Below are 21,843 nucleotides of genomic sequence, written 5' to 3'. Positions count from 1 at the left end.
AGAGAGACATGGCTCGTTACACCGGACCCGACTGCCGCCGCTGCCGTCGTGAAAAGGTCAAGCTCTTCCTCAAGGGCAGCAAGTGCGAAAGCGCGAAGTGCCCCCTTGAGTCGCGTCCCTACCCGCCCGGGCAGCACGGCCGCGGCCGTCCGAAGGAGACCGAGTACCTCCTTCAGATGCGCGAGAAGCAGAAGGCCAAGCGCACCTACGGTGTTCTGGAGAAGCAGTTCCGGAACTACTACGAGGAAGCCAACAAGCGCCAGGGCAAGACCGGTGAGGTCCTCCTGGAGATCCTCGAATCCCGCCTGGACAACGTCGTGTACCGCGCCGGCTACGCCAAGTCGCGTGACATGGCCCGCCAGCTGGTCAAGCACGGCCACTTCATGGTCAACGGCCGCAAGGTGGACATCCCGTCGTACCGCGTGTCCCCCAAGGACATCGTCGAGGTGCGCACCAAGTCCGTCGAGATGACGCCCTTCGTGATCGCCCGTGCCGAGGCCGGCGAGAAGCGCGTCCCGGCGTGGCTGGAGCCCATCCCGAGCCGCATGAAGATCCTCGTGCACTCGCTGCCTGCCCGTCAGGTCATCGACACGCAGGTTCAGGAACAGCTCATCGTCGAGCTCTACTCGAAGTAGTGGCTCACCGGCCGCGCCCGGCGGAACTCGCCGGTGCGCGGCCGCACATGTTCGCGGACGTCAAATAGCGGGCGTCCCCGTACAACTGGAGGAACAGTGCTCATCACTCAGCGGCCGTCCCTGGTCGAAGAGTCCATCTCCGAGACGCGCTCGAAGTTCACCATCGAACCTCTTGAGCCCGGCTTCGGCTACACCCTCGGGAACTCGCTGCGCCGTACGCTGCTCAGCTCGATCCCCGGCGCCGCCGTCACCTCGATCAAGATCGACGGCGTGCTGCACGAGTTCACCACCATCCCCGGCGTGAAGGAAGACGTCGTCGAGCTGGTGCTGGCCGTCAAGCAGCTGTGCGTTTCGAGCGATCACGACGAGCCGGTCACCATGTACCTGCGCAAGCAGGGCCCGGGCGAGGTCACCGCAGGTGACATCCAGCCGCCCGCCGGTGTGTCGGTGCACAACCCCGAGCTGCACCTCGCCACGCTCAACGGCAAGGGCCGCCTCGACATGGAGTTCACCGTCGAGCGGGGCCGCGGCTACGTCAGCGCGCCGCAGAACAAGCAGCCGAACTCCGAGATCGGCCGCATCCCGATCGACTCGATCTACTCGCCGGTGCTCAAGGTCAGCTACCGCGTCGAGGCGACCCGTGTCGAGCAGCGCACCGACTTCGACAAGCTCATCGTCGATGTCGAGACCAAGGCGTCCACGACGCCGCGCACCGCACTGGCCTCCGCCGGTTCCACCCTGGTGGAGCTGTTCGGTCTGTACCGCGAACTCGACTCGACCGCCGAGGGCATCGACGTCGGGCCGTCCCCGCAGGACGCCCAGATGGCCGCCGATCTCGCGCTGCCGATCGAGGACCTGGAACTGACCGTGCGGTCGTACAACTGCCTGAAGCGCGAAGGCGTGGACACGGTCGGGGAATTGATAAACCGCACCGAGGCCGACCTGCTCGATATAAGGAATTTCGGGCAGAAGTCGATCGACGAAGTGAAGATGAAGCTCGCCGGCATGGGTCTGTCCCTCAAGGACTCCGTGGGCACCTTCGACCCTGCCGAGGCAGTCGACGCCTTCGGTGACGACGACGGCGAGGACTACCGGGAGACCGAGCAGCTCTAAGGCTGCGGCGGCAAAAAGACCAAGGAGCTAGACCAATGCCACAGCCCACCAAGGGCGCGCGCCTCGGCGCGGGGCCGTCGCACGAGAAGCTGCTGCTGGCCAACCTGGCCACGTCGCTGTTCAAGCACGGCAAGATCAAGACGACCGAGGCCAAGGCGCGCAAGCTGCGTCCCTTCGCCGAGCGACTGGTGACCTTCGCCAAGCGGGGCGACCTCGCGTCGCGTCGTCGTGCGATCGCCCTTCTCCACGAGAAGGACGTCGCGCACGCCCTCTTCGAGGAGATCGCGCCGCGCTACGAGACCCGCAACGGCGGCTACACGCGCATCACCAAGCTCGGCCCGCGCAAGGGCGACAACGCGCCCATGGCGCAGATCGAGCTGGTGGAGGAGCTGGTTGTTCAGACCGCCCCCGCGCCCGCCGCCAAGAAGCAGGCCCGCAAGGCCGCCAAGACCGAGGCCGTCGCCGCGCTCGCCGGTGAGACCGAGGACGAGGCGACTCCCGCGCCTGTCGCCGAGGCGAAGGAGGAGGAGGCCCCCGAGGCCGCCGACACCGACGCCGACGAGAAGAAGGACGACGACAAGTAGTCGTCCCGTTTCAGACGCCGAAGGCCCCCACCGCTCGCGGTGGGGGCCTTCGTCTTGTCACCCGATCCTCCGAAGTGGACGATCCGGGCCGAGCGCGGCCACACCCACGCCCGAACCGGCCCTCGCTTCGGCCCGGCTGCCGGCGCGCTTCGACGGCGTGCGGCGCCGGGGTCCTGCCCCTGCCCTGATCCCGCGCCCGTGCGATTCTGACCAGCGTGACCGCGCCCGAGACCGCCGCCGAAACCGTCCGACTCCGCCTGTCCGTCTCCTACGACGGCACCGACTTCCACGGCTGGGCGCCCCAGCCGTCGTCGCGGACGGTCGCCGGTGAGGTCCGCACGGCCCTTGAGCACCTGTTCGGGCCTCCGGCGACCTTCGTCGTCGCCGGGCGCACCGACGCCGGTGTCCACGCCGTCGGCCAGGTCTGTCACGCCGACGTCGACGCCGCCCGCTGGGCCGCGCAGGACGGGGAGCGCAAGGTCCTGTGGCGGCTGCGCGGGATCCTCCCGCCGGATGTGCGGGTCACGGCCGTCGCGCCGATCGACCGGGCCTTCGACGCGCGCTTCTCGGCGCTGGCGCGGCACTACGAGTACCGGATCTCGGATGCGACCTGGGGCGTGGAGCCGTTGTGGCGGCGCGACACCCTCGCGTGGAACCGGCCCCTCGACGTGGCGGAGATGGCGCGGGCGGCGGCGACGCTGCTCGGCGAGCACGACTTCGCGGCCTTCTGCAAGAAGCGGGAGGGCGCGACGACGATCCGTGCGCTGTCCCGCCTGGACGTGTCGCGCGCGGCCGATGGCCGGATCGTGGTTGCGGTGTCGGCCGACGCGTTCTGCCACTCGATGGTGCGCAGCCTCGTCGGTGCGCTCCTGGCGGTCGGTGACGGCCGCCGGGAGGCCGACTGGCCGGTGCGGTTGCTGTCGCGCACGGAACGTTCCAGCGAGGTCGTCGTGGCCCCCGCGCACGGGCTGACGCTCGTGCGCGTGGACTATCCGGCCGACGCGGCGGGCTGGGTGGCCCGTGACGAGACGACGCGGCGGGTGCGGACGCTGGAGCGTTAGGCGGCGCCCGGGGCGGCACCGACGGCGAGGTTCGCCGTCCGGAGCAGTTCCAGTGGTGAGCCGGTGAACTCGGGCAGCATCGTCAGGGCGAGCTGCCAGGTGTCGGCGGCGGTTCCGAGTTCGGCGGTGACGTGTTCGGCGAGGAGTTTCCTGCCTTCGGGGTCGTCGTCGGTGAGGACGGCCAGGGCGGTCTTGGCGGGCCGGGCGTGGGTGAGGACGTCGGTCCAGGTCAGGTGCCCGCCGCGGAGCAGGCGCCGGATCCACTGCGTCTGCTGGTCGATGAGGGTATGGGCGGCGAGGACGTCGGCGAGGGGTTTCCCGTCGGCGAGTTCGGCCTCGGCGTCGGTTTCCCAGTGCCGGACCATGCCGTCGGCGAGCGCGCGTAGGTCATCCGGGCAGGCGGGGGCGCGGGTGAGGTCGAAGAAGACCTGGTCGGCGAAGGGTTCGCGCCGGTGCTCGGCGAGCAGATCGGCCCAGTGCCAGTCGTGGTGTTCGATGCCGACGGTCTTGTACTTCGCCGATGCCTTGCGCAGCAGGGCGATCTGCCCGGCGGCGGATTCGCCGTCAAGGACGCGGGCGCGCAGTTCGGCCAGGGCGGCGGCCTCATCGTCGTGGGCGAGCAGGCCCTCGACGCGGCGGCGGATGGCGGCGGTGAAGGCGGGCAGGCCGGACTGGGCGACGGTCAGCTTGATCATCGCGGGCAGGCCTTCGCGGCCGTGGCGTTCCCATTCGTCGAGGAGGATCCGCAGCCGGGGGATCTCGCCGCGGACATGGATCTTCGTCAGGATGACCGTCCGCAGGCCGGTGTCCGGGCAGTTCACGGCCGACCGGGGCGCCCAGTCGCGGTGCCTGGCACCGAGGGCGTGGCTGACCTCGGGGACGTCGAGCGCCATGAGGCGCGTGACCTCTTCGGCCGACAGGCGCCGGTCGTCGGCGAGGCACGTCAGGAGGGTGACGTCGCCGAGTGCGAGGAGGACGTCGGTCCACTCCGGGATCCGCTCGTGGCCCTGGGTGAGCAGGGCGTGCGCGGCGGGACCGTCGAGGACCGGAAGGAGGGCGAGGCGAACGTCGGGGGTGGCGGCGTCGAGGAGGGTCAGGTAGGCCGCGTCGGCGATCTTGAGGCTGAGGCGGCCACCCGCCGGGGGTGGTGGGACCTCGCCGGGCCGGGGCCGGTCGGGCAGGTCGCCGGCCGTGACCCGGGCGGTGAGGAGGGTGAACAGCTCGGCGATGGTCCCCTTGTGCCGGGTGGCCTCGACGCGCATGGCGCGCCAGGCGCCGGGGTCGTCGCCGAGGACGTCGGCGACGAGCTGTTCCAGGCGCTCGATCCGAGTACCGCGCAGGGCCTTCAGCGCGTTCTTCGCGGGGACGGCGTGGTCGATGACCCAGTCGTGGTCTCCGGCGGCGGCGACCACGGCGATGTCGCCGAGGGCGCGGGCGGCCTCGGCGGTGCAGTCCGGACGGGAGGTGAGCGCGGTGACGGTCTCCTTGGCGAACTTCTTCCGGAGGTGTTCGGCCGTCACGGCTGCCCAGTCGATGGTCGCGTAGTGCCGTAGCAGGTGACCGGGCACGATGTCGCGGGCGCGCAGGTGGGTGAGGAGGCTTCGGGTGCTCTGGAACTCCTCCAGCGCGGCGCGCAGGCTGGCGAGGTCGAGCGGCCGGGGCGCCTCCGGGGTGTCGTGCTCGGCGAGGAGGGCGGCGACGGCGTCGATGCCGTCGGCCTCGGCGACCGAGGCCAGCGCGTGCAGCCGGTCGGTGGTGCCCAGGATGTCGTACCGCGCCCGGTAGGTGGCGGCGGCGACGCCCGGCGCCCGGCAGACGACGGGCGCGGTGTGGTGGGTGTAGTGGAGCCCGCCCGTCAGTAGTCGCACCAGCTCCGGGTCGCTCCACAGTGGATCGTCCCGGCCGGGCCGGGCCAGCATCTCGCGGACCTCGGCGTGCGACCAGCACGGCTGCTCGCCGTAGCGGGAGGAGTCGCGGTAGAGGACGGCTTTGAGCACCGGGGCCGAACCGTCGGCGAGGAGGCGGCCGTGGACGTCGGGCCGTTCGGCCTGGAGCGCGGTGTTGTCGGCGATGGCGCGCAGCAGGCCGGGCTCGGCACCGGTCAAGGCGTGCTCGATCAGGGTCCGCGGAAGCCGCGGAGCCTGTTGGGCGAGCGCGATCAGCATCTCGCGCCGGGAGGCGATCAGCCGTGGCCAGTCGCCCGGCTCGGCGGCCTCCAGAAGGGCGAGCGCGGCCTTGGAACCGGGTTCGTACATGCGGCTGTCTTCCTTGTCCTGAAAGGGATTTCAGCGCAGGCTATCGCCCGGCTGCGACACCTCCGGCGCTAGCCCTTGCGGCCCCGGTAGGCGCGCATCTTGGCGCGGCTGCCGCAGATGCTCATGGTGCACCAGCGGCTGCGCCCGGCCGGGCTCTTGTCGTAGTAGACCCAGCGGCAGGAGTCCATCGCGCAGGCCTTGAGCCGCCGCCAGGTGCCTTCGGCGACCGACGCGACGATGGCCGCGGCGAGTTCGGCGAGGAGCGCGTCGGCGCCCCGGAGGCCCTCGGCGGGGCGGGCGGTCGCCTCGCCGCTGGGGGCGATGCGCACGGTCAGCGGCCCGCGTGCCAGGAGTGTGTCGAGGGCGCCGCCGTCGTCGAGGTCGACGCCGGCGTTGGCCTGGGCGGCGTCGCGGAGGGCCTCGCGCGCGGCCCGGCAGACCTCGACGTCGTCGGCGGTGAACTCGCCCGCGGGCAGTCCGTGCGCTTCGGCGAAGGCGACGAGGTCGGCGGGGGTGCGCATGTCGTCGATGCCCACCTCGATGTCGGTGGTGTTGACGAAGTCCTGCACCAGGGCGACGACGCCCGGCGCAGGTGAACGGTCACCCGGTTGTCCCATGCCGAAAGGTTACCTCTATAGTCCTCATGCCGGTAACGTTACCGGTTCACGCTTCATGGAGGTAACACCTTGCACGTACTTCGTCGTGACCGGGACTTCCGCAGGTTCTGGGCCGGACACACCGTCTCGGTGATGGGCGCCGACATCACCTACATCGCGTTGCCCCTGGTCGCCACGCTCCTGCTCGACGCGGGCGCGGCCGGGGTCGCCACCGTCGCCACCGCCACCTTCCTGCCCAGCATCCTGCTGCCGCTGCTGGCCGGGCACTGGCTGGAAGGCCGAAGACGACGCGGCATCATGATCGGCGCCGACCTCGTGCGCGCCGCCGCGCTCGCCGCCGTCCCCCTCGCCTACCTCTTCGACGGACTGTCCATCCCGCTGCTCGCGGCGGTCGCCTTCACCATGGGCGCGGCCAGCACCGTCTTCGACATCGGCGCCTTCGCCTACGTCCCCACCCTCGTCGACGACGACGACCTCGGCCAGGCCAACCAGGCCATGCAGGGCTCCACCACCGCCGCCCAGGTCACCGGCCCCGGCCTCGCCGGACTGCTCGTGCAGTTCCTCGGCCCCGCCGTCGCCCTCGCCGTCGACGCCGTGAGCTACCTCGGCAGCGCCCTCGGCATCGCCGGCGCGAAACGCCCCGAGGCCCCGCCCGCCACGCCCGCGGTGAAGGCCGGACTGTTCAGCGGCCTCGGCGTCGTCCTCCGCAACCCGTTCCTGCGCCTGATGACCGCCCACGCCGCCCTCTACAACGCCGGCGCGCAGATCCTCATGGTCAACCTCGTCGTCCTCGCCGTCACCGACCGCGGGCTCGGCCCCGGCTGGTACGGCGTCGCCCTCTCCGGTACCGGCGCCGGCGCCTTCCTCGGCACGATGATCGCCCTGCGCGCCGCCGCCCGCCTCGGCTACGGCCGCGCCTTCGCCACCGCACTGGCCTTCTCGACCGGAACACCCCTCCTGCTGGCGTTCGTGCCGTGGTCCGGCGGCGCCTTCGGCATCGCCCTCGGCGTCCTCCAGTTCGCCGCCGGCTTCGGACTCGGCGCCGCCAACGTCCTGTCGGTGACGCTCCGGCAGGTCGTCATGCCGAAAGGCGCGCTCGCCCGCAGCAACGGCGGCTACCGGCTGATCACCTTCGGCGTGCTCCCGATCGGCGCGGCCGTCGGCGGCGTGCTCGGCGAGGCGATCGGCTCACGCTGGGGCGTCGGTGCCGGAACGCTGCTGATGGCGGTCTCGGCGCTGCCGATGGTGCTCGGCCGGATCCGCCGGCTGCGCACGCCCGCCGACGCGCGCCCGGCGGAGGTCGTGACCGCGGCCTAGCCCTGACGCGGTCGCAGCGCCTGCGCCAGGTGCGTCTCCACGATCTCGCCGACGATGGCGGTGTAGGCGGGGTCGCCCTGGTCGGGGCGGGTCCCGTCGGTCGGTGCGATGACCACGTACAACAGGTAATGCCCGTAGGTGTTGTAGCCCAGGACGGTCGCCGTCCGGCCGAGGACGGCCGTCTGCCCGTCGCCGTGCAGTGTCGTGAAGTCCCCGGCGTCCTCCTCGACGCCGCTGCGGACGGCCTGCGCCGACTCGGCGTCGACGAGGTTGACCACCCCGGCCGTCAGCGCGAAGGCGCCGTCGGGGCTCAGCAGCGTCGCCCGCACGACCTGGCTGCACTCGTGCCGGTCGAGGAGTTTGGCGAGCTCGCCGGTGGCGGCGCCCGCGCAGTTCTCCGAAGCCTGGGTCCGCACCGTCTCGTAGGTGCCCGACGCCGCGACCACTCCGGTTTCGGCGAACAGCTCCTCGACGGTGACGGGCGCGGTGTCGGTCGCGCGGGAGTCGAGTGGGTCGGCGGCGGGGGAGGACTGCGCGGTCGGTGGCGCACCGGCGGTGCCCTCCTCGGTCACGGCGTCCTCGCGCAGCAGGAAGAAGGTCCCGGCCGCGCAGCCGGCGAGCAGCGCGATGCCGGTGATGGTGGCCAGGATCCGCATCCACGAGCGGGAGTTGGCGCGCGACTGGGCGATGCGGCGCTTCGCCGACAGCGCACGGGTCGTGCGGCCCAGCCGCGGGTCGGGCGTCTCGTCGACGGCCGTGTTGGGTCCACGATGGACGGTGTCGTCCTCGCCTTGCGGGTGTTCGTCGTCGGCGGGGGAGTACGGGTCTTCGGGCAGTTGGTACAGCGGTTCTTCGACCATCGACGCCTCGGGCGCCCGGAAAGGGGAAGGACCACCGTCGAGACTGCGACGCCGGGAGTGGGCGTCGGTCGCGGTGCGATAAGTCACGCCGACCGACAGTAGTCAAGCGCGGACCCGCGCGTGCCCGGATCCGCGAAACACTCCCGCGAACGTGTGCCGCACAATGACCGAATGTCCGCCGAGCATTACTTTTCCGCCGACCCCAAAGGGGTGGAGCGCCGCCGCTACGTCAACGTGAGTGCGGCGGGCCGCGAGTTCCGCCTCGTCGCCTCGTCCGGCGTGTTCTCCGCCGACCGCCTCGACCCCGGCACCGCCGTCCTGCTGCGCAAGGCGCCCCTGCCGACCGGGTCCGGCCGCTACCTCGACCTCGGCTGCGGTTACGGCCCGATCGCCACGGCCCTCGCCGCCGCGAGCGGCGGCGAGGTCTACGCCGTCGACGTCAACGCGCGGGCCCTCGACCTGGTGCGGGAGAACGCCCACGCGCACTCCCTCGGCGACAAGATCGTCGCGGCCACGCCCGAGGAGGTCCCGGCCGAGCTCACCTTCGACGAGATCTGGTCGAACCCGCCGATCCGCGTCGGCAAGGCCGTCGTGCACGAGCTCATGGAGACCTGGCTGCCGCGCCTTGCCGAAGGCGGCACGGCGTGGCTGGTCGTGGCGAAGTTCCTCGGCGCCGACTCGCTCCAGGACTGGCTCGGCGAGCGCGGCTGGGAGGTCGAACGCCACGCCAGCCAGAAGGGTTACCGCGTGTTCAAGGTGACGCGGGCCGAAGAGGACTAGGACGTGTCGGTCGCCTGCCAGGCGGCGGTGATGCAGCCTTCCTCCCACTGCCACCGCCCGTCGGCGGCGCCGCCGTCCAGCAGCCGCCGGATCGCGGGCAGGTCCGCCCCGGGCGGGACGTCTAGCGCGACCATCGAGAAGCGGCCGAGCCCTTCACCGGTCGTGCCCAGGGGGCCGAAGTCGTCCAGGGCAGCCTGCCGGGCCGCGGCCGAGCCCTCGTCCTCCAGCACGATCAGCCGGATCGTGCAGTGGCCCGAGCCCCGGACCTTCTTTCCCGCCCACAGGACGCCGTCCTCGTCGGGACCGACCTCCACGACGTCCCCGCAGGCGACGCCGCGCGCGAACCACGGCGTGTTCTCCAGCCTCGCCGTCCCGTCGCCGAAGTCGACGGCCCACAGGCTCTCGACGCTCGCCGGCGGCCGGCCGTCGGCGTCGACGTCCATCCGGAAGTGGACCTTCACCTCGTCCCCGTCGGTCATCGCGCGGGCCGCGCGTCGGTCTCCAGGATCGCGTAGGTCACCGAGTCGCGCCACTTCCCGTCTTTGAACACGTCCTCGCGACGGGTGCCCTCGTAGCGCATGCCGATCTTCTCCAGGACGCGGATCGAGGCGTGGTTGGCCGGATCGGCGCCGGCGAACACGCGATGCAGCTTCAGCCGGTCGAAGGCGAGGTCGACCAGCAGCGATGCCGCCTCGGTGCCCATGCCGCCGCCCCAGTACGCCGGGGCGAGGAGGTAACCGATCTCGGCGGCGGTGGCCGTCGCCGACGTCATCTCCAGCCCGCCCATCCCGGCGATGACGCCGTCGACGGTGATGCCGAGCTTGTAGCGGTGACGCTCGGGCGTCCTGGCGGCCTCGATCTGCTCGGCGAGGAAACCCCGGTAGGTCTCGACGTCGGGGAGTTCCTGGTCGGCGGCGTAGCGGAACAGGCCGGGGTCGGACAGCATGTCGATGAGGGCGTCGGCGTCGCCGGTGGTCAGTTCGCGCCAGGCGAGGCGCGGTCCGCTGATCTCCACGGGGTACACGGGCGTCACCCTCTCAGCGGGCGCTCGTCGGTGGCGACCATGCCGTGCATCACCGAGTCGTGCCAGACGTCGTCCTTGAACGAGTAGCCGCGCATCACGCCCTCCTCGCGCAGGCCCACCTTCGCCAGGACGCGCCGGGAGGCGTGGTTGGTGACGTCGGTGGTCGCCCAGACGCGGTGGGTGCCGAGGGTGTCGAGGCAGAAGTCGACGAGCAGGGCCGCGGCCTCGGTCGCCAGGCCCTTGCCCCAGTGGCGGCTGGCGAGCATGTAGCCGATCTCGCTCTTCCTCCCCGAGGGGGACAGGTCGACGCCGCCGGAGCCGATCAGCTCGCCGTCGAGGGTGAGGGCGAGCTTGTAGCGGATGCGTTCGGGCTCGGTGATGGTGGCGCAGTACTCGATGAGGAAGGCCTCGTAGGCGGCGACCTCGGGGACCTCGGTGTCGCTCATGTAGCGGAAGACCTGCGGGTCGGACATCAGGTCGTGCATGTCCTGGGCATCGGCGACGGCCAGCTCGCGCCAAGAGACGCGAGGGCCTTTCAGCTCTACGGGGTGCATGACGCCATTATGGCATTACTTCGGCGTCTTGGCTGCCCTGGATGACGGCACGACCCCGCCCGGAAAAGGCGGGGCCGTGCTGTCATGGCCTAGCGGGTCCTGCGCAGGCCCACGTACTCCAGCTCGGCGAACACGCCGACCGCGACGGCCTGGACGATCATCAGCGCCACACCCGCCGCCGTCAGCGGCCACACCTGCGCGATGAGCAGCACCGCGGTGTCGACGACCCACACGGCGTTGACGACGACCATGGCCCACACCAGCCCACGCGGCGGCCGAGGCCGCGACGCCAGCAGCACTCCGCCGAGCCCGAACACGACGAGGAACGCGCCCCCGACGGTCTGGAACCACGAGGGCAGGCCGGTGAAGTCGTCGACGATCCCCATGCCGACGACCAGGAGCATGAGCCCGGACAGGCCCGAGGCGATCGCGTCGACGCGGATGACGGTCCGCAGGAACCCGAAGGCGGACGCGGGAGCGGCGGGACGGGCGAGGTTCGAGACGGTGGTCATGACGTGCCTTCCTTCGATGCGATGTGCGTCGGTTGACGACATCGACACTGCTCAGGAAGCACTGCCGGGTACAGGCGCGACACTGCCGGACACTGCCGAATCCGCGCCGGCACGCCCTTTCAGGTCGGCGGCGATGAGCGCGGCGGCCTGGTTCTGCCAGTTGTGCAGCGTCCGCTCCGGGACGCCCGCCCGGAACCACGTCAAGACCGCCGCCGCGTCCGGGCTCAGGTTCTCGTGCCGCGCGCGGACGCTGTACGGGCGCAGACCCACCACGTACGGGTAGTGCACGGCGTTGAAGAAACGCCACTCGTCGGCCGTCGAGAACTGCCCCGGTTGCGGCCGCAGCCGCTCGATGCCCTCCCGCAGGACCGCCTTGAGCTCCGCCGCCCGCTCCAGCGGCTGATCGGCCGACCCGCGCGCGGCAAGGCGCTCGCCGATGACGGGCAGCCCGGTGAGGGGACTGGCGACGAGCCGCCCGAGGTGGGCGTAGTCGCTCAAGGCGCGGCGGACGAGCCGGGTGAACTCGCGATCCGGCGGAAACGCGAAGGCTGACGGCTCGGGCCGCCGCGCGAGGGCGTCGGCCGCCTCCCGCAGCTCCTCGCGCTCGCGGACGGTCTCGGGACGGCCCGCGAAGGCGAGGCGGTCGACGGTCCGGTTGAGGACGCCGTGCACCGACTGGCCGGTGACGGCGGCGGCGACCACGCCGAACAGCAGCGCGGTCATCGCCGGGCCCGTCCCGGTCACGAGGAAGGCGAGGCCGACCTGGCCGCCGAAGACGAGCCCGGCGAGCCCGGAGAAGATCGCCGAGCGCGCCATGTCGGCGCGCAGTTCGGTGCCCTCGTCGAAGGCGTCGGCGATCGCGACGGCCACGGCCAGGACGATCAGGTCGACGCCGAGCATCGGCAGCAGCAGGCCGTCGGGCAGCAGTTCGGCGGCGTAGGCGGGGAAGGACAGCCCGAGACCGAAAAGGAGCGTCGCGACCAGCGACAGCGACCGCACCCGACGGTGCCGGATGCGCGGGAAGGTCACCGCGAAGGCCAGCACCGGCACGACCGCCAGCACGCCCGGCACCCAGTTGGCGGAGCGGTCGGCGAAGGCCAGGCCCCCGGCGACGATCAGCGACACGACCGACAGGACCAGCAGCCGGCGCTGCCACGCCGGGGTCACCGCCGAGGGTTCGGCCAGCCGCGCGAGGACCAGCGGCCACGCGACCATCGGCACGACGAACAACGCGAAGGACGCCACCCGCAGGTGGTCCTGGTTCGCGAGGCCGCGGCCGACGGCGTCGGCGGCGATCGCCAGCGCGCAACCGAAGGCGCCGATCGCCGCCCACCGTACGGCGGGCTTGCGCGGCGAACGCGCCAGAAGGTGCGCGCCGAGCCACGCGGCGATCGCGAAGACGCAGACCTGAAGGACGAGCATGGAGGCAATCGTGCCAGGGGTGGGCGGGGCGCTCGACGGATGCCGCGTCGTCTGGCCCATCGCCCGCGCCGACATCACCGGCGAACTCGTGGCCGCCCTCGGTCAGGCCCGTCGGTAGCGGAGTTGTTCGGTGGTCTCCGGGCCGACGCTGGACGTGCGACGCGTCCCGTCGTGGTACCACCCGGACTTGGTGTAGAAGGCGATCGCCCGCGCGTTGCCGTCGATCACCCACAGCGCGTGCCGCTCGTGGCCGAGCTCGGTCAGCGTGTCGACGGCGCGGGCCAGGAGAAGCCGCGCGACGCCGGTGCCGTGCGCGGCGGGGTCGACGTGGAGCGCGCACAACCAGCCGAACCCGTCCTCGCCGCCGCCGACATAGCCGAAGCCGAGCAGGGTCGTCTCGTGTTCGGCGACCAGCATCCGGTGGGTCTCCCGCTCCCGGGGCACCCGTTCGGCCCACGCGGCGTGCTGGCGCCGCGGACTCATCGCTTCCAGCGCCTCGGCGGACATCAGCTCGCGGTAGGCCGCCCGCCGGGTCCGGGAATGCAGTGCCCCGACCGCGACCAGATCCCGGTCCTCGCCCGCTCTGATGACCACCGCCACGCCACGATCCTAAGCGGCCACCCGCCTACACCCCCGCGAGCACGTCCCCCGGCACCCCGTCGCCCGCCAGCGCCCAGAAGTCGCCGCCCGGCGTCGCCTCCACCTCGACCCGGCCGCCGTCGGCGCCCGGCGCGTCGAAGGCCAGCCGCCACGAATGCAGCCCCGTCCGGCCCGTCACGGCCTTGTCGAACAGCGGATCGCCGATTATCGGATGCCCGATCCAGGCCAGGTGCACACGGATCTGGTGCCGCCGCCCGGTCTCCGGGCGCACCGACAGCAGCGTCCGTTCCCCGCCCTCCCACAGGCGCCGGAACGCCGTCACCGACTCATAGGACTTCACGTGCGTGAACACGTCGCCGTCCGGCACCGTCCACACGCCCCCGTGCTCGGCGATGCTCTCGCGCGGCGCCGCCACCCGCACCCGGTTCTTCCGCCCGACGCTCAACGGCAGCTCGACCGTCCCCGCCTCCGGAAGCCCCCGCGAGGCGGTGATCGCCAGGTAGGTCTTCCCGACGGTCCGCTTGTTGAACTGTCGCGTCAGCTCGCCGTGCGCCTTGACGTCCTTGGCCAGCAGGATCGCGCCCGAGGTGACCTTGTCGATCCGGTGCGCCGGATAGAGCGTCTCCCCGGCCTCGGCGGCGATGCGCACGAGGTCGGTGTCGTGGCGCTCGCCCATGACCGACAGCCCGGCGGGCTTGTTGAGGACGAGACAACCGTCGTCCTCGTGGATGGTGTCGCGCGCGCGGATCTCGGTCCAGTCAGCCTCGGTCACCGGTTGATCGTAGGCGCCCCGGCCGGGGCGAAGGGGGCGGGCGCGAGCGCGAAGCCCGCGATGAGGTCGGCTACGAGCCGCGCGCCGACGCCGTTGAGGTGCACGGTGTCGGTGGTCAGGCGCAGCCCGCGCGACCGCGAGACGGTGTCGAATCCCTGCCGCAGCACGAAGTGCCGGATCGCCGCGCGGGCGGCGTAGACCGCGCCGGTTCGGTAGCGGGGGCCGCCGTCGCCGAGGAGTTCGAGCATCCGCTCGTGGAGCGGGAGGTAGGCCACCTCGTGCTCGGTGGCGACCTCGCGTGTGATGTCGGCGTACTCGGCGGCCAGCGCCATCGCGGGCGAGCCGGGGTCCTCGCCGAGCACGGGCGGGGAGATCAGCGCGACGCGCGCGCCGGTCTCGTCGCGCAGCCGGGTGGCGATGCCGGACAGGTGGGCGCAGTAGGCGTCGGCGTCGTGCGGGCCGGTCAGTCCCCACCGCTTGGTGAGGGCGTCGGCGTCGCGGGGGTCGAGGGCGTGGCGCAGGTCGTTGGTGCCGATCAGGACGGTGACGACGTCGGGTCGCGCGGCAACGGCGGTGTCGAGCCGCGCGAGCAGGCCCGCCGACATCTCGTGGTTGACGCCGGAGCCGACGACGGTGAAACGTGGGAGGCGGTCGCGGAGGATCGCGGTGTAGTCGGCGCTGACCTGCGCGCGGGTGATGCTGTCGCCGAGGCAGAGGAGTTTCATGACGGCTCCTAGGTTAGTGAGTGTTCACTAACCTAGGTCGGTGACGGGTATCCGTCAAGCCGCTGTGACGTGCGCTACCGTCCCCTCCCCGCCTGCGCCCGCGGCGTACTGTCGATCACCATGACGTCCCCGAAACGCCCCAACGTCCTGCTCATCACCGCCGACCAGTGGCGTGGGGACGCCCTCTCCGGCGCCGGACACCCCGTCGTCCGCACCCCCTACCTCGACGAACTCGCCGCCCGGGGCGCCCGCTTCGACCGCGCCTACAGCGCGACCCCGTCGTGCATCCCCGCCCGCGCCGCCCTGCACACCGGCCTGTCGCAGCGCTCGCACGGCCGCGTCGGCTACCAGGACGGCGTCGCCTGGGACTACCCGGTGACCATGGCCGGCGAGTTCGGCCGCGCCGGATACCAGACCCGCGCGATCGGCAAGATGCACGTGTACCCCGAGCGCCACCGCATCGGCTTCGACGAGGTCGTCCTGCACGACGGCTACCTCCACTTCGCCCGCGACCGCCGCCGTGACCCGCGCCTGCACGACGACTACCGCGCCTGGCTCGCCCGGCGGACCGGTGACCCGGGCGCCGACGAGGCCGCGCTCGGGCTCCAGTGCAACTCCGTCGTCGCCCGCCCCTGGGACGGGCCGGAGGCGCTGCACCCGACGAACTGGGTCGTCACCGAGGCCGTCGACTTCCTCTACCGCCGCGACCCCACCGCGCCCTTCTTCCTCAACCTGTCCTTCCACCGGCCCCACCCGCCCTACGACCCGCCCGCGTGGGCCTTCGAGCAGTACCTGTCGGCGCCGCCCTACGAGCCGGTCGTCGGCGACTGGACCGGCACCTACGAGGGCTGGCGGAACGACGCGCGCGCCGACGCCAACGTCGCCGTGTACGACCCGGTCACCGCCCACCGGGCGCGCGCCGGGTACTTCGGCCACATGTCGCACATCGACGCCCAGGTCAACTACTTCCTGGAAGTCCTCGCGGAGTTCGGCGAGCTCGACGACACCTGGATCTGCTTCACCAGCGACCACGGCGAGATGCTCGGGGAGCACCACATGTGGCGCAAGGCCTACCCCTACGAGGGTTCGTCGCGGGTCCCGATGCTGCTGGCCGGGCCGGGCCTGCCCGGCGGCGTCGTCAGCGACGAGGTCGTCGAACTGCGCGACGTCATGCCGACGCTGCTCGCCGCGGCCGGCGTCGACACGCCCACAGTGGACGGTTCGAGCCTGCTTCCCTTGGCGCGTGGCGCAAGCGGCGGCGTGCGCGAATACTTGCACGGTGAGCATCAGCTCTTCGGGCAGTCCATGCACTGGATCACCGACGAGCGGTACAAGTACGTGTGGCTGTCGGCCGACGGTCGCGAACAGCTCTTCGACCTGCGCGCCGACCCGGCCGAGACCCGCGACCTCGCCGCGGCCGAGACCGACGCGCTGGCGCGGCAGCGGGCGCGGCTGGTCGCCGAACTCGACGGCCGCCCCGAGGGCTACGTCGAAGACGGCGGGCTCGTCGCCGGTCGCGAAGCGCTGACACTGCTGTGAACGGAGGCGGGATGGAGAACGCGCTGCCGATGGTGTTCGTGCACGGCATCCGCATCAGCGGGACCGTGTGGCGGCCGGTGACCGCGATCGTCGGCCGCGAGCATCCCGTCGCGACGCCGGACCTCCCCGGCCACGGCAGCCGCAAGGACGCGCCCTTCACCCTCGACGCCGCCGTGGACACCGTCGCGCGGGCGATCGACGCCGTCGGCGGCCGCGCACTCCTCGTCGGGCACTCCATGGGCGGTTACGTCAGCATCGCGACGGCCGCCCGCCACCCCGGCCGCGTCGCCGGACTCGTCGCCCTCGGCTGCACGGCGACCCCGCGCGGGCCACTGCTCGCCATCTACCGCATGGCCGCGCGCATGGCCTCGGCCAACCAGCGCCGCGCCGACCGCTTCAGCGCCTGGGCCTTCCGCCGGACACTGCCCCAGGCCGTCGCCGAGGCCATGGTCGCCGGCGGACTCGACTCGACGACGATGCCCCAGGTCGTCGACGCCCTGTCGGGCCTGGACCCGAGAGCGGAACTGGAGACGTACCCGGGGCCGGTGTGGCTGGTGAACGGTGCACGGGACCCGTTCCGCGCGGAGGAGAAGGCGTTCCTCAAGGTGTGCCGCGACGGGAGACTGCTCGTGCTGCCGCGGCGGACGCACATCAGCTGCCTCGCCGACTCCGACGTGCTCGCGCGGATCGCGGGGGACGCGGCGAAGTACGTGGTGAAGGCGGCGGGGGACGCGGCGGACTAGCCGACGACGGGGGCCACGGCGAAGGCGACGGCAAGGCCCGCCGCGCACGCTGGTGCGGGCGGGCCGTGGTGGGTGTGGCGATCAGCCGCCCCCGGGTGCGCCGCCCGACTCGGAACCCGCCCAGATTCCCTGGTTCGCCGCAGGAGCGATCCCACCTCCCGGCGCGCCACCGTGCTCGCTCGCCGGTGCGATGCCGCCGCCGGGCGAGCCGTCGTTGTGGTTCGCGGGTGCGATGCCGCCGCCGGGCGAGCCGTCGTTGTGGTTCGCGGGTGCGATGCCGCCGCCGGGCGAGCCGTCGTTCTGGTTCGCGGGCGCGACGCCGGCGCCGGGCGAGCCGTCGTTCTGGTTCGCCTGTGCGACACCGCCCACCAGCACGGCCGCGAGCGCGGCCCCGGCCAGCACACCCGTCGTAAGAAGTTTCCGCATCTCATTCCCCTTTGTCTCGTGCGGTCACCCCCACCTTCCCCGCGCCCGCCACAAGACGGCCACACCCGCGCCACACCCCGCCCGTCACCCTCCCCCCAGCTCCCCCCGCCGCCGCGCCAGGTACGCCCTCTCCCCACTGTTCCCCGCCAGCTCGATCGCCCGGTCGTACGCCGCCCGCGACTCCGCGCTGCGTCCCTGCCGCCGCAGCAGCTCCGCCCGCGTCGCGTGGAACGCGTGGTACTCCGCGAGCGGCAGCCCGTCGATCTCGGCGAGCGCGACCTGCGGCCCGTCGAGTTCGGCCGCCGCGATGGCCCGGTTGAGGCGCACGATCGGCGACGGGTCGAGCCGGACGAGCTGGTCGTACAGCGCGACGATCTGCGACCACGCGGTGTCGCGCACGTCGGCGGCGTCGGTGTGCACGGCGTTGATCGCCGCCATGATCTGGTACCGCCCGGGCGCCTCCCCGGACGCCAGGCGTGCCCGGACCAGGGCGTGCCCTTCGGCGATCAGCGCGCGGTCCCAGGCCCCGCGGTCCTGGTCGCCGAGGGCGACGAGTTCCCCGCTCGCCGACACCCGCGCGGCCCGCCGCGCCTCCGTCAGCAGCATCAGCGCCAGCAGCCCGGCGACCTCGCCGTCGCCCGGCATGAGCTCGCCGACCAGCCGGGTCAGCCGGATCGCCTCGGCGGTCAGTTCCCCGCGGACCGTCTCGCGTTCGGGGCCGGAGGCGAGGTAACCCTCGTTGAAGATCAGGAACAGCACGGTGAGCACGGCGCCGACCCGGGCGGGGAGGTCCTCGCGCGCCGGCACGCGATACGGGATGCTCGCGGCCTTGATCTTCGCCTTCGCGCGGGTGATCCGCTGGCCCATCGCCGTCTCCTGGACCAGGAACGCGCGCGAGATCTCGGGCACGGTGAGCCCGCCGATCAGCCGCAGTGTCAGCGCGACTCGCGCCTCCATCGCCAGGGCCGGATGGCAGCAGGTGAAGACGAGCCGCAGCCGGTCGTCGTCGATGGCACCGAGCGGTTCGGGGGTGTCGGACAACATCAGCGCCTCCTTGTGCTTCTCGGTGCGCTTGACCTCGCGGCGGAGCCGGTCGATGGCCTTGCGGCCGGCGGTGGTCGTGAGCCACGCGCCCGGATTGGGCGGGACACCGTCGGACGGCCACCGTTCGACGGCCGTCGCGAAGGCCTCGGCGGCCATCTCCTCGGCGATGTCGAGGTCCCCGACCCGCCTGGCGATGGTCGCGACGACCCGGGCCCACTCCTCGCGGTGGACCCGGGCGATGACCTCGTCGACGTGTGTCACCGCGTCAGGAAGGGCCGCAGTTCGAGCCGCCGGTTGCAGGCCTTCGAGCCCTCGGCGCACAGCCGCAGCGCGACGTCGAAGTCGGCGGCCTCGATGACCCAGAAGCCCGCGATGTACTCCTTCGACTCCAGGTAGGGCCCGTCGGTGAACATCGGCTCCCCGCCCCGCCCGTCGACGACCGTCGCCGCCTCGGGCGACGCGAGCCCGCCCGCGAACACCCAGTGGCCCTCGCCCTGGAGCCGCTCGGTGTTGTACGCCGTGATCGCGGCCATCTCCTCGGGCGTCACCGAGCCGGTCCGGTCGTCGAGCACGGACATCAGGTACTGCGCCATCGAACTCATCTCCTGTGATCACGCGGGCGGTCCGGCGGGCCGCCTCTCATCCCCACTACGAACGGGCACGTCTCGATCCGACGGGTCCGCCGGACATTCTTCCGGCGGGCCGCCAAGGACACGGCAGGCGCGTCAGGTCCGGCGCCGCAGATAGGCCAGGACCGCCAGCACCCGCCGGTTGCCGTCCAGGTCGGCGGGCAGATCCAGCTTCAGGAAGACGTTGCCGATGTGCTTCTCGACCGCCGGGAGCCCGATGACCAGCGCGCGGGCGATGGCGGCGTTGTTGCGTCCCTCGGCGAGCAGGCCGAGGACCTCGGTCTCGCGCGGGGTCAGCCGCCGCAGCCGGTCGTCGCCGGCGTTGCGGCGCAGCATCCGGTTCATCAGCTCGGTGTCCACGGCGGTGCCGCCACCGGCGACGAGACGCACGGCGGTGAGGAAGTCCTCTACGCGCGCCACCTTGTCCTTGAGGAGGTACCCGACCCCGCCGCCGGGGTCGGCGAGCAGCTCGGCGGCGTACTCGGGCTCCACATAGGACGACAGCACCAGGACCGGCACCGGCGGCCGCAGTCCCCGTAGCGCCATGGCCGCGCGCAACCCTTCGTCGGTGGACGTCGGCGGCATCCGCACGTCGGTGATCACGAGGTCCACATCGGACACTCCGGCGGCGATGCGGGCCATCAGTTCGTCGCCGTCGTGCACGGCGTCGACGGAGTGCCCCGCCACGCGCAGGATCTCGGTCAGGCCGCCGCGGGTCAGGGCGGCGTCCTCGGCGAGCAGGACCCGCAGCGGTGTCAGCGGCTCGTCAGGCGGCAAGGGATCTCCAGGGTGATCTCGGTCGGGCCGCCGTGCGGACTGGACACGGTGACTTCGCCGTCGTGAACGGCGAGACGGTCGGTGATGCCGATGAGGCCGGTGCCGCGTTCGGCGTCGGGACCCGGCTCGACGACCCGGGCGCCGCCGTGGCCGTCGTCGCCCACCACGACGACGAGTCTTTCGTTCTCGAAGCGCACGCGGACCAGGGCGCGGGTCGCCCGCGCGTGTTCGGTGGCGTTGCCGAGCAGTTCGCAGACCGCGAAGTAGGCGGCGGCCTCGACGGCCGGTTCGGGGCGGCCGGGGAGTTCGGCGTCGACGGTCACGGGCAGGCGGCTGCGGTCGGCGACGGCGTGGACCGCGGCGGGCAGGCCCCGGTCGGTGAGGAGGCGCGGGTGGATGCCCCGAACGGTCTCGCGCAGGGCGCCGAGGGCGTCGGTGACCTGGTCGGCGGCCCGGTCGAGGCGCTCGGTGAGATCCTCGGCGCCCGGCAGGGCCGCCGACTGGAGGCGGGCGAGACCGATCGTCGAGGCGAGCCCGGTCAGCTGCTGCTGGGCGCCGTCGTGCAGGTCGCGTTCGATGCGGCGGCGTTCGGCGTCGAAGGAGTGCGCCAGCCGGGCCCGCGACCCGATCAGCCGCTCCACGGCTTCGGCGGTCTCCCGTTCCCTCGGCGCGAGCAGCGCCCGCGCGAGCACGGCCCGCGCGGCGGCGTAGAGCGTGAGGACGTAGGCGCTCGCGACGGTGAGGACCACACCGGCGGCCGTCGCCAGCCACGCCTGGGCGGTGCCGGTGAGCGTGACGTCGTAGAAGGGGAGCGGCCCGCCGTCACGGGTGATCAGGGGAGCGAAGAGCAGCACGATGACGGCCGTGAGCAGGTTCCCGATGAACATGAGGTCGAAGACCAGGAGGGGAATCGCGTTGAGGAGCGCGTGCGCGAGTTCGCGCCACGTCGCCGCTTCGCGCAGGCGCGTCCGCAGCCACGACATCAGGCCCGGGGCCGGTGGGCGCGTGTGCGGGCTCGGGATCGGCCCGACGCGCATGAGCCGCAGCCGCCGCCGTTCGAGCATCCCGGCGGGGACGCCGACGAGGACCACCCCGGTCAGGATCACCAGCCCGAGACCGATCGGGGCCGTGCCGACGCCGAGCAGCACTCCGAACACGAGTCCGGGCAGTGCCGCGAGGTTCAGGAGGAGTCCGCTGAGGAGGTAGACCGGGCCGCGCCACGGCCAGCTCGACGCGAGCCAGCGGTGCGGGCGGGCCAGCGCCCGCCACACGCCGGGATGGGTCACCGGGACATCCTAGGTTCGCCGACTCGCTCACCACCAGCGGATGTGTCACGCGATACGCGAGCGGGCGGTGGGACCGGAACCCGGCCCCACCGCCCACATCCCGCCTCAGGGTTCGAGGTCGACGACGCCCTTGCCGCTGGCGATGTCGAGCGGCACGGAAACCTGGTCGTGGGTGATCAGCCAGGCACCGTCGATCTTGCGGAAGCCGAAGGTGGCGCGGACCCACATCCCCGGCGTGGTCACGCCGCTGCTCAGCTCGCCGCTGAGCCGGCCGAAGGCGTGCCCGAAGGCGACGTCATCGCCGACGGTGAGGGTCAGGTCGCGGACCTCGTAGTCGACTGTCGTGAAGAAGGCGAAGACCCTCTTCCAGTTCGCGGCCTTGGCCTCGACGCCCACGTGCCGCAGTGGGGGATCGATGTCGAAGGAGACGACGTCGGGCGCGTAGAGCCGCATGAGGGCGTCGAGATCCTTGGCGCGCAACCGCTCGACGATCTTCTCGATGTGCCGCCGGAGTTCGGTCTCGTCCCGCTCGCGTGGTGTGGACATCCTCGGCCGTTCCTTTCGATCG

The 21,843-nt window shown here is 72.3% G+C and carries 25 protein-coding genes; 8 read left to right on the top strand and 17 right to left on the bottom strand.

The window, feature by feature from the left end; genetic code table 11:
• Positions 1 to 8: 8 nt before the first annotated feature.
• From rpsD to truA, 4 genes are all read left to right on the top strand, one after another.
• Positions 9 to 635 carry a 30S ribosomal protein S4 gene (gene rpsD, locus HNR73_RS25615; RefSeq protein WP_184790177.1) on the top strand — a complete coding sequence of 209 codons (627 nt, stop codon included), beginning with the start codon at positions 9 to 11 and terminating at the stop codon, positions 633 to 635.
• Positions 636 to 731: 96 nt separating this feature from the next.
• On the top strand, positions 732 to 1,748 hold the full coding sequence (locus HNR73_RS25610) for a DNA-directed RNA polymerase subunit alpha (protein ID WP_184790176.1): 1,017 nt from the start codon (positions 732 to 734) through the stop codon (positions 1,746 to 1,748).
• Positions 1,749 to 1,783: 35 nt separating this feature from the next.
• Complete coding sequence (gene rplQ / locus HNR73_RS25605; RefSeq protein WP_184790175.1) at positions 1,784 to 2,332, top strand: 50S ribosomal protein L17; 549 nt, start codon at positions 1,784 to 1,786, stop codon at positions 2,330 to 2,332.
• 215 nt (positions 2,333 to 2,547) lie between these two features.
• Positions 2,548 to 3,393, top strand: a complete 846-nt coding sequence (truA, locus tag HNR73_RS25600; RefSeq protein ID WP_184790174.1) for a tRNA pseudouridine(38-40) synthase TruA — start codon at positions 2,548 to 2,550, stop codon at positions 3,391 to 3,393.
• Here the strand turns inward: truA and HNR73_RS25595 are convergent.
• Together HNR73_RS25595 and HNR73_RS25590 are read right to left on the bottom strand one after the other, a co-directional pair.
• A complete protein-coding gene (locus HNR73_RS25595; RefSeq protein ID WP_184790173.1) occupies positions 3,390 to 5,648 on the bottom strand; it encodes a hypothetical protein in 2,259 nt (752 codons plus the stop codon). The genes truA and HNR73_RS25595 overlap by 4 nt on opposite strands.
• 68 nt (positions 5,649 to 5,716) lie before the next feature.
• Entirely contained in the window at positions 5,717 to 6,265 is a 549-nt protein-coding gene (locus HNR73_RS25590) for a CGNR zinc finger domain-containing protein (RefSeq protein WP_184790172.1), read from the bottom strand.
• 69 nt (positions 6,266 to 6,334) lie between these two features.
• Between HNR73_RS25590 and HNR73_RS25585 the strand changes: the two genes are divergently transcribed.
• A complete protein-coding gene (locus HNR73_RS25585; protein ID WP_184790171.1) occupies positions 6,335 to 7,582 on the top strand; it encodes an MFS transporter in 1,248 nt (415 codons plus the stop codon).
• Here the strand turns inward: HNR73_RS25585 and HNR73_RS25580 are convergent.
• Positions 7,579 to 8,529, bottom strand: a complete 951-nt coding sequence (locus tag HNR73_RS25580; protein ID WP_184790170.1) for a hypothetical protein — start codon at positions 8,527 to 8,529, stop codon at positions 7,579 to 7,581. The genes HNR73_RS25585 and HNR73_RS25580 overlap by 4 nt on opposite strands.
• Positions 8,530 to 8,613: 84 nt before the next feature.
• Here HNR73_RS25580 and HNR73_RS25575 point away from each other — a divergent pair, with 84 nt between their 5' ends.
• Positions 8,614 to 9,222: a class I SAM-dependent methyltransferase gene (locus HNR73_RS25575; RefSeq protein ID WP_184790169.1), complete on the top strand. Its 609-nt coding sequence runs from the start codon at positions 8,614 to 8,616 to the stop codon at positions 9,220 to 9,222.
• On the opposite strand, the gene HNR73_RS25570 is transcribed toward HNR73_RS25575, so the two are convergent.
• The 8 genes from HNR73_RS25570 to HNR73_RS25535 all read right to left on the bottom strand — a co-directional run bounded on the left by HNR73_RS25570 (position 9,219) and on the right by HNR73_RS25535 (position 14,831).
• Entirely contained in the window at positions 9,219 to 9,701 is a 483-nt protein-coding gene (locus HNR73_RS25570) for a DUF4265 domain-containing protein (protein WP_184790168.1), read from the bottom strand. The genes HNR73_RS25575 and HNR73_RS25570 overlap by 4 nt on opposite strands.
• Positions 9,698 to 10,246: a GNAT family N-acetyltransferase gene (locus HNR73_RS25565; RefSeq protein WP_184790167.1), complete on the bottom strand. Its 549-nt coding sequence runs from the start codon at positions 10,244 to 10,246 to the stop codon at positions 9,698 to 9,700. Before HNR73_RS25565 ends, HNR73_RS25570 begins: the two co-directional genes overlap by 4 nt.
• Positions 10,247 to 10,251: 5 nt before the next feature.
• On the bottom strand, positions 10,252 to 10,800 hold the full coding sequence (locus HNR73_RS25560; protein ID WP_184790166.1) for a GNAT family N-acetyltransferase: 549 nt from the start codon (positions 10,798 to 10,800) through the stop codon (positions 10,252 to 10,254).
• A gap of 89 nt (positions 10,801 to 10,889) precedes the next feature.
• Positions 10,890 to 11,312 carry a hypothetical protein gene (locus HNR73_RS25555; protein WP_184790165.1) on the bottom strand — a complete coding sequence of 141 codons (423 nt, stop codon included), beginning with the start codon at positions 11,310 to 11,312 and terminating at the stop codon, positions 10,890 to 10,892.
• Positions 11,313 to 11,363: 51 nt separating this feature from the next.
• A complete protein-coding gene (locus tag HNR73_RS25550) occupies positions 11,364 to 12,734 on the bottom strand; it encodes a hypothetical protein (protein WP_184790164.1) in 1,371 nt (456 codons plus the stop codon).
• A gap of 102 nt (positions 12,735 to 12,836) precedes the next feature.
• On the bottom strand, positions 12,837 to 13,334 hold the full coding sequence (locus HNR73_RS25545) for a GNAT family N-acetyltransferase (RefSeq protein ID WP_184790163.1): 498 nt from the start codon (positions 13,332 to 13,334) through the stop codon (positions 12,837 to 12,839).
• Positions 13,335 to 13,359: 25 nt separating this feature from the next.
• Positions 13,360 to 14,106 carry an RluA family pseudouridine synthase gene (locus HNR73_RS25540; RefSeq protein WP_184790162.1) on the bottom strand — a complete coding sequence of 249 codons (747 nt, stop codon included), beginning with the start codon at positions 14,104 to 14,106 and terminating at the stop codon, positions 13,360 to 13,362.
• Positions 14,103 to 14,831: an SGNH/GDSL hydrolase family protein gene (locus HNR73_RS25535; RefSeq protein WP_184790161.1), complete on the bottom strand. Its 729-nt coding sequence runs from the start codon at positions 14,829 to 14,831 to the stop codon at positions 14,103 to 14,105. The genes HNR73_RS25540 and HNR73_RS25535 overlap by 4 nt, the downstream gene beginning before the upstream one ends.
• A 120-nt stretch (positions 14,832 to 14,951) precedes the next feature.
• On the opposite strand from HNR73_RS25535, the gene HNR73_RS25530 reads away from it, so the two are divergent.
• Both HNR73_RS25530 and HNR73_RS25525 read left to right on the top strand, forming a co-directional pair.
• A complete protein-coding gene (locus HNR73_RS25530; RefSeq protein WP_184790160.1) occupies positions 14,952 to 16,370 on the top strand; it encodes an arylsulfatase in 1,419 nt (472 codons plus the stop codon).
• Positions 16,371 to 16,381: 11 nt separating this feature from the next.
• Positions 16,382 to 17,113, top strand: coding sequence for an alpha/beta fold hydrolase (locus tag HNR73_RS25525; protein WP_184790159.1), 732 nt, complete (start codon positions 16,382 to 16,384; stop codon positions 17,111 to 17,113).
• Between the two features lie 81 nt (positions 17,114 to 17,194).
• On the opposite strand, the gene HNR73_RS25520 is transcribed toward HNR73_RS25525, so the two are convergent.
• From HNR73_RS25520 to HNR73_RS25495, 6 genes are all read right to left on the bottom strand, one after another.
• Positions 17,195 to 17,539, bottom strand: coding sequence for a hypothetical protein (locus tag HNR73_RS25520; protein ID WP_184790158.1), 345 nt, complete (start codon positions 17,537 to 17,539; stop codon positions 17,195 to 17,197).
• A gap of 84 nt (positions 17,540 to 17,623) precedes the next feature.
• Positions 17,624 to 18,844 carry an RNA polymerase sigma factor gene (locus HNR73_RS25515; protein ID WP_184790157.1) on the bottom strand — a complete coding sequence of 407 codons (1,221 nt, stop codon included), beginning with the start codon at positions 18,842 to 18,844 and terminating at the stop codon, positions 17,624 to 17,626.
• The gene (locus HNR73_RS25510; RefSeq protein ID WP_184790156.1) at positions 18,841 to 19,176 is read right to left on the bottom strand and encodes a YciI family protein; all 336 of its coding nucleotides are present in this window, start codon (positions 19,174 to 19,176) and stop codon (positions 18,841 to 18,843) included. Before HNR73_RS25510 ends, HNR73_RS25515 begins: the two co-directional genes overlap by 4 nt.
• Positions 19,177 to 19,308: 132 nt before the next feature.
• Positions 19,309 to 19,962, bottom strand: a complete 654-nt coding sequence (locus HNR73_RS25505; protein ID WP_184790390.1) for a response regulator transcription factor — start codon at positions 19,960 to 19,962, stop codon at positions 19,309 to 19,311.
• Between the two features lie 5 nt (positions 19,963 to 19,967).
• Positions 19,968 to 21,275: a sensor histidine kinase gene (locus HNR73_RS25500; protein WP_184790155.1), complete on the bottom strand. Its 1,308-nt coding sequence runs from the start codon at positions 21,273 to 21,275 to the stop codon at positions 19,968 to 19,970.
• Between the two features lie 105 nt (positions 21,276 to 21,380).
• Positions 21,381 to 21,821: a YybH family protein gene (locus tag HNR73_RS25495; protein ID WP_184790154.1), complete on the bottom strand. Its 441-nt coding sequence runs from the start codon at positions 21,819 to 21,821 to the stop codon at positions 21,381 to 21,383.
• Between the last annotated feature and the right edge of the window lie 22 nt (positions 21,822 to 21,843).

This window comes from Phytomonospora endophytica (assembly GCF_014202425.1).
In the GTDB taxonomy this organism is placed as follows: domain Bacteria; phylum Actinomycetota; class Actinomycetes; order Mycobacteriales; family Micromonosporaceae; genus Phytomonospora; species Phytomonospora endophytica.
Note: the sequence above shows the minus strand (reverse complement) of the source record. Positions and strands in the feature narration are given on the sequence as shown.

Bases quoted from the DNA above. Each gene is read 5' to 3' on its own strand.
- rpsD (WP_184790177.1), top strand. From the start codon at position 9: ATGGCTCGTTACACCGGACCCGACTGCCGCCGCTGCCGTCGTGAAAAG.
- rplQ (WP_184790175.1), top strand. From the start codon at position 1,784: ATGCCACAGCCCACCAAGGGCGCGCGCCTCGGCGCGGGGCCGTCGCAC.
- HNR73_RS25595 (WP_184790173.1), bottom strand. From the start codon at position 5,648: ATGTACGAACCCGGTTCCAAGGCCGCGCTCGCCCTTCTGGAGGCCGCC.
- HNR73_RS25590 (WP_184790172.1), bottom strand. From the start codon at position 6,265: ATGGGACAACCGGGTGACCGTTCACCTGCGCCGGGCGTCGTCGCCCTG.
- HNR73_RS25575 (WP_184790169.1), top strand. From the start codon at position 8,614: ATGTCCGCCGAGCATTACTTTTCCGCCGACCCCAAAGGGGTGGAGCGC.
- HNR73_RS25570 (WP_184790168.1), bottom strand. From the start codon at position 9,701: ATGACCGACGGGGACGAGGTGAAGGTCCACTTCCGGATGGACGTCGAC.
- HNR73_RS25560 (WP_184790166.1), bottom strand. From the start codon at position 10,800: ATGCACCCCGTAGAGCTGAAAGGCCCTCGCGTCTCTTGGCGCGAGCTG.
- HNR73_RS25555 (WP_184790165.1), bottom strand. From the start codon at position 11,312: ATGACCACCGTCTCGAACCTCGCCCGTCCCGCCGCTCCCGCGTCCGCC.
- HNR73_RS25550 (WP_184790164.1), bottom strand. From the start codon at position 12,734: ATGCTCGTCCTTCAGGTCTGCGTCTTCGCGATCGCCGCGTGGCTCGGC.
- HNR73_RS25535 (WP_184790161.1), bottom strand. From the start codon at position 14,831: ATGAAACTCCTCTGCCTCGGCGACAGCATCACCCGCGCGCAGGTCAGC.
- HNR73_RS25530 (WP_184790160.1), top strand. From the start codon at position 14,952: ATGACGTCCCCGAAACGCCCCAACGTCCTGCTCATCACCGCCGACCAG.
- HNR73_RS25525 (WP_184790159.1), top strand. From the start codon at position 16,382: ATGGAGAACGCGCTGCCGATGGTGTTCGTGCACGGCATCCGCATCAGC.
- HNR73_RS25520 (WP_184790158.1), bottom strand. From the start codon at position 17,539: ATGCGGAAACTTCTTACGACGGGTGTGCTGGCCGGGGCCGCGCTCGCG.
- HNR73_RS25510 (WP_184790156.1), bottom strand. From the start codon at position 19,176: ATGGCGCAGTACCTGATGTCCGTGCTCGACGACCGGACCGGCTCGGTG.
- HNR73_RS25495 (WP_184790154.1), bottom strand. From the start codon at position 21,821: ATGTCCACACCACGCGAGCGGGACGAGACCGAACTCCGGCGGCACATC.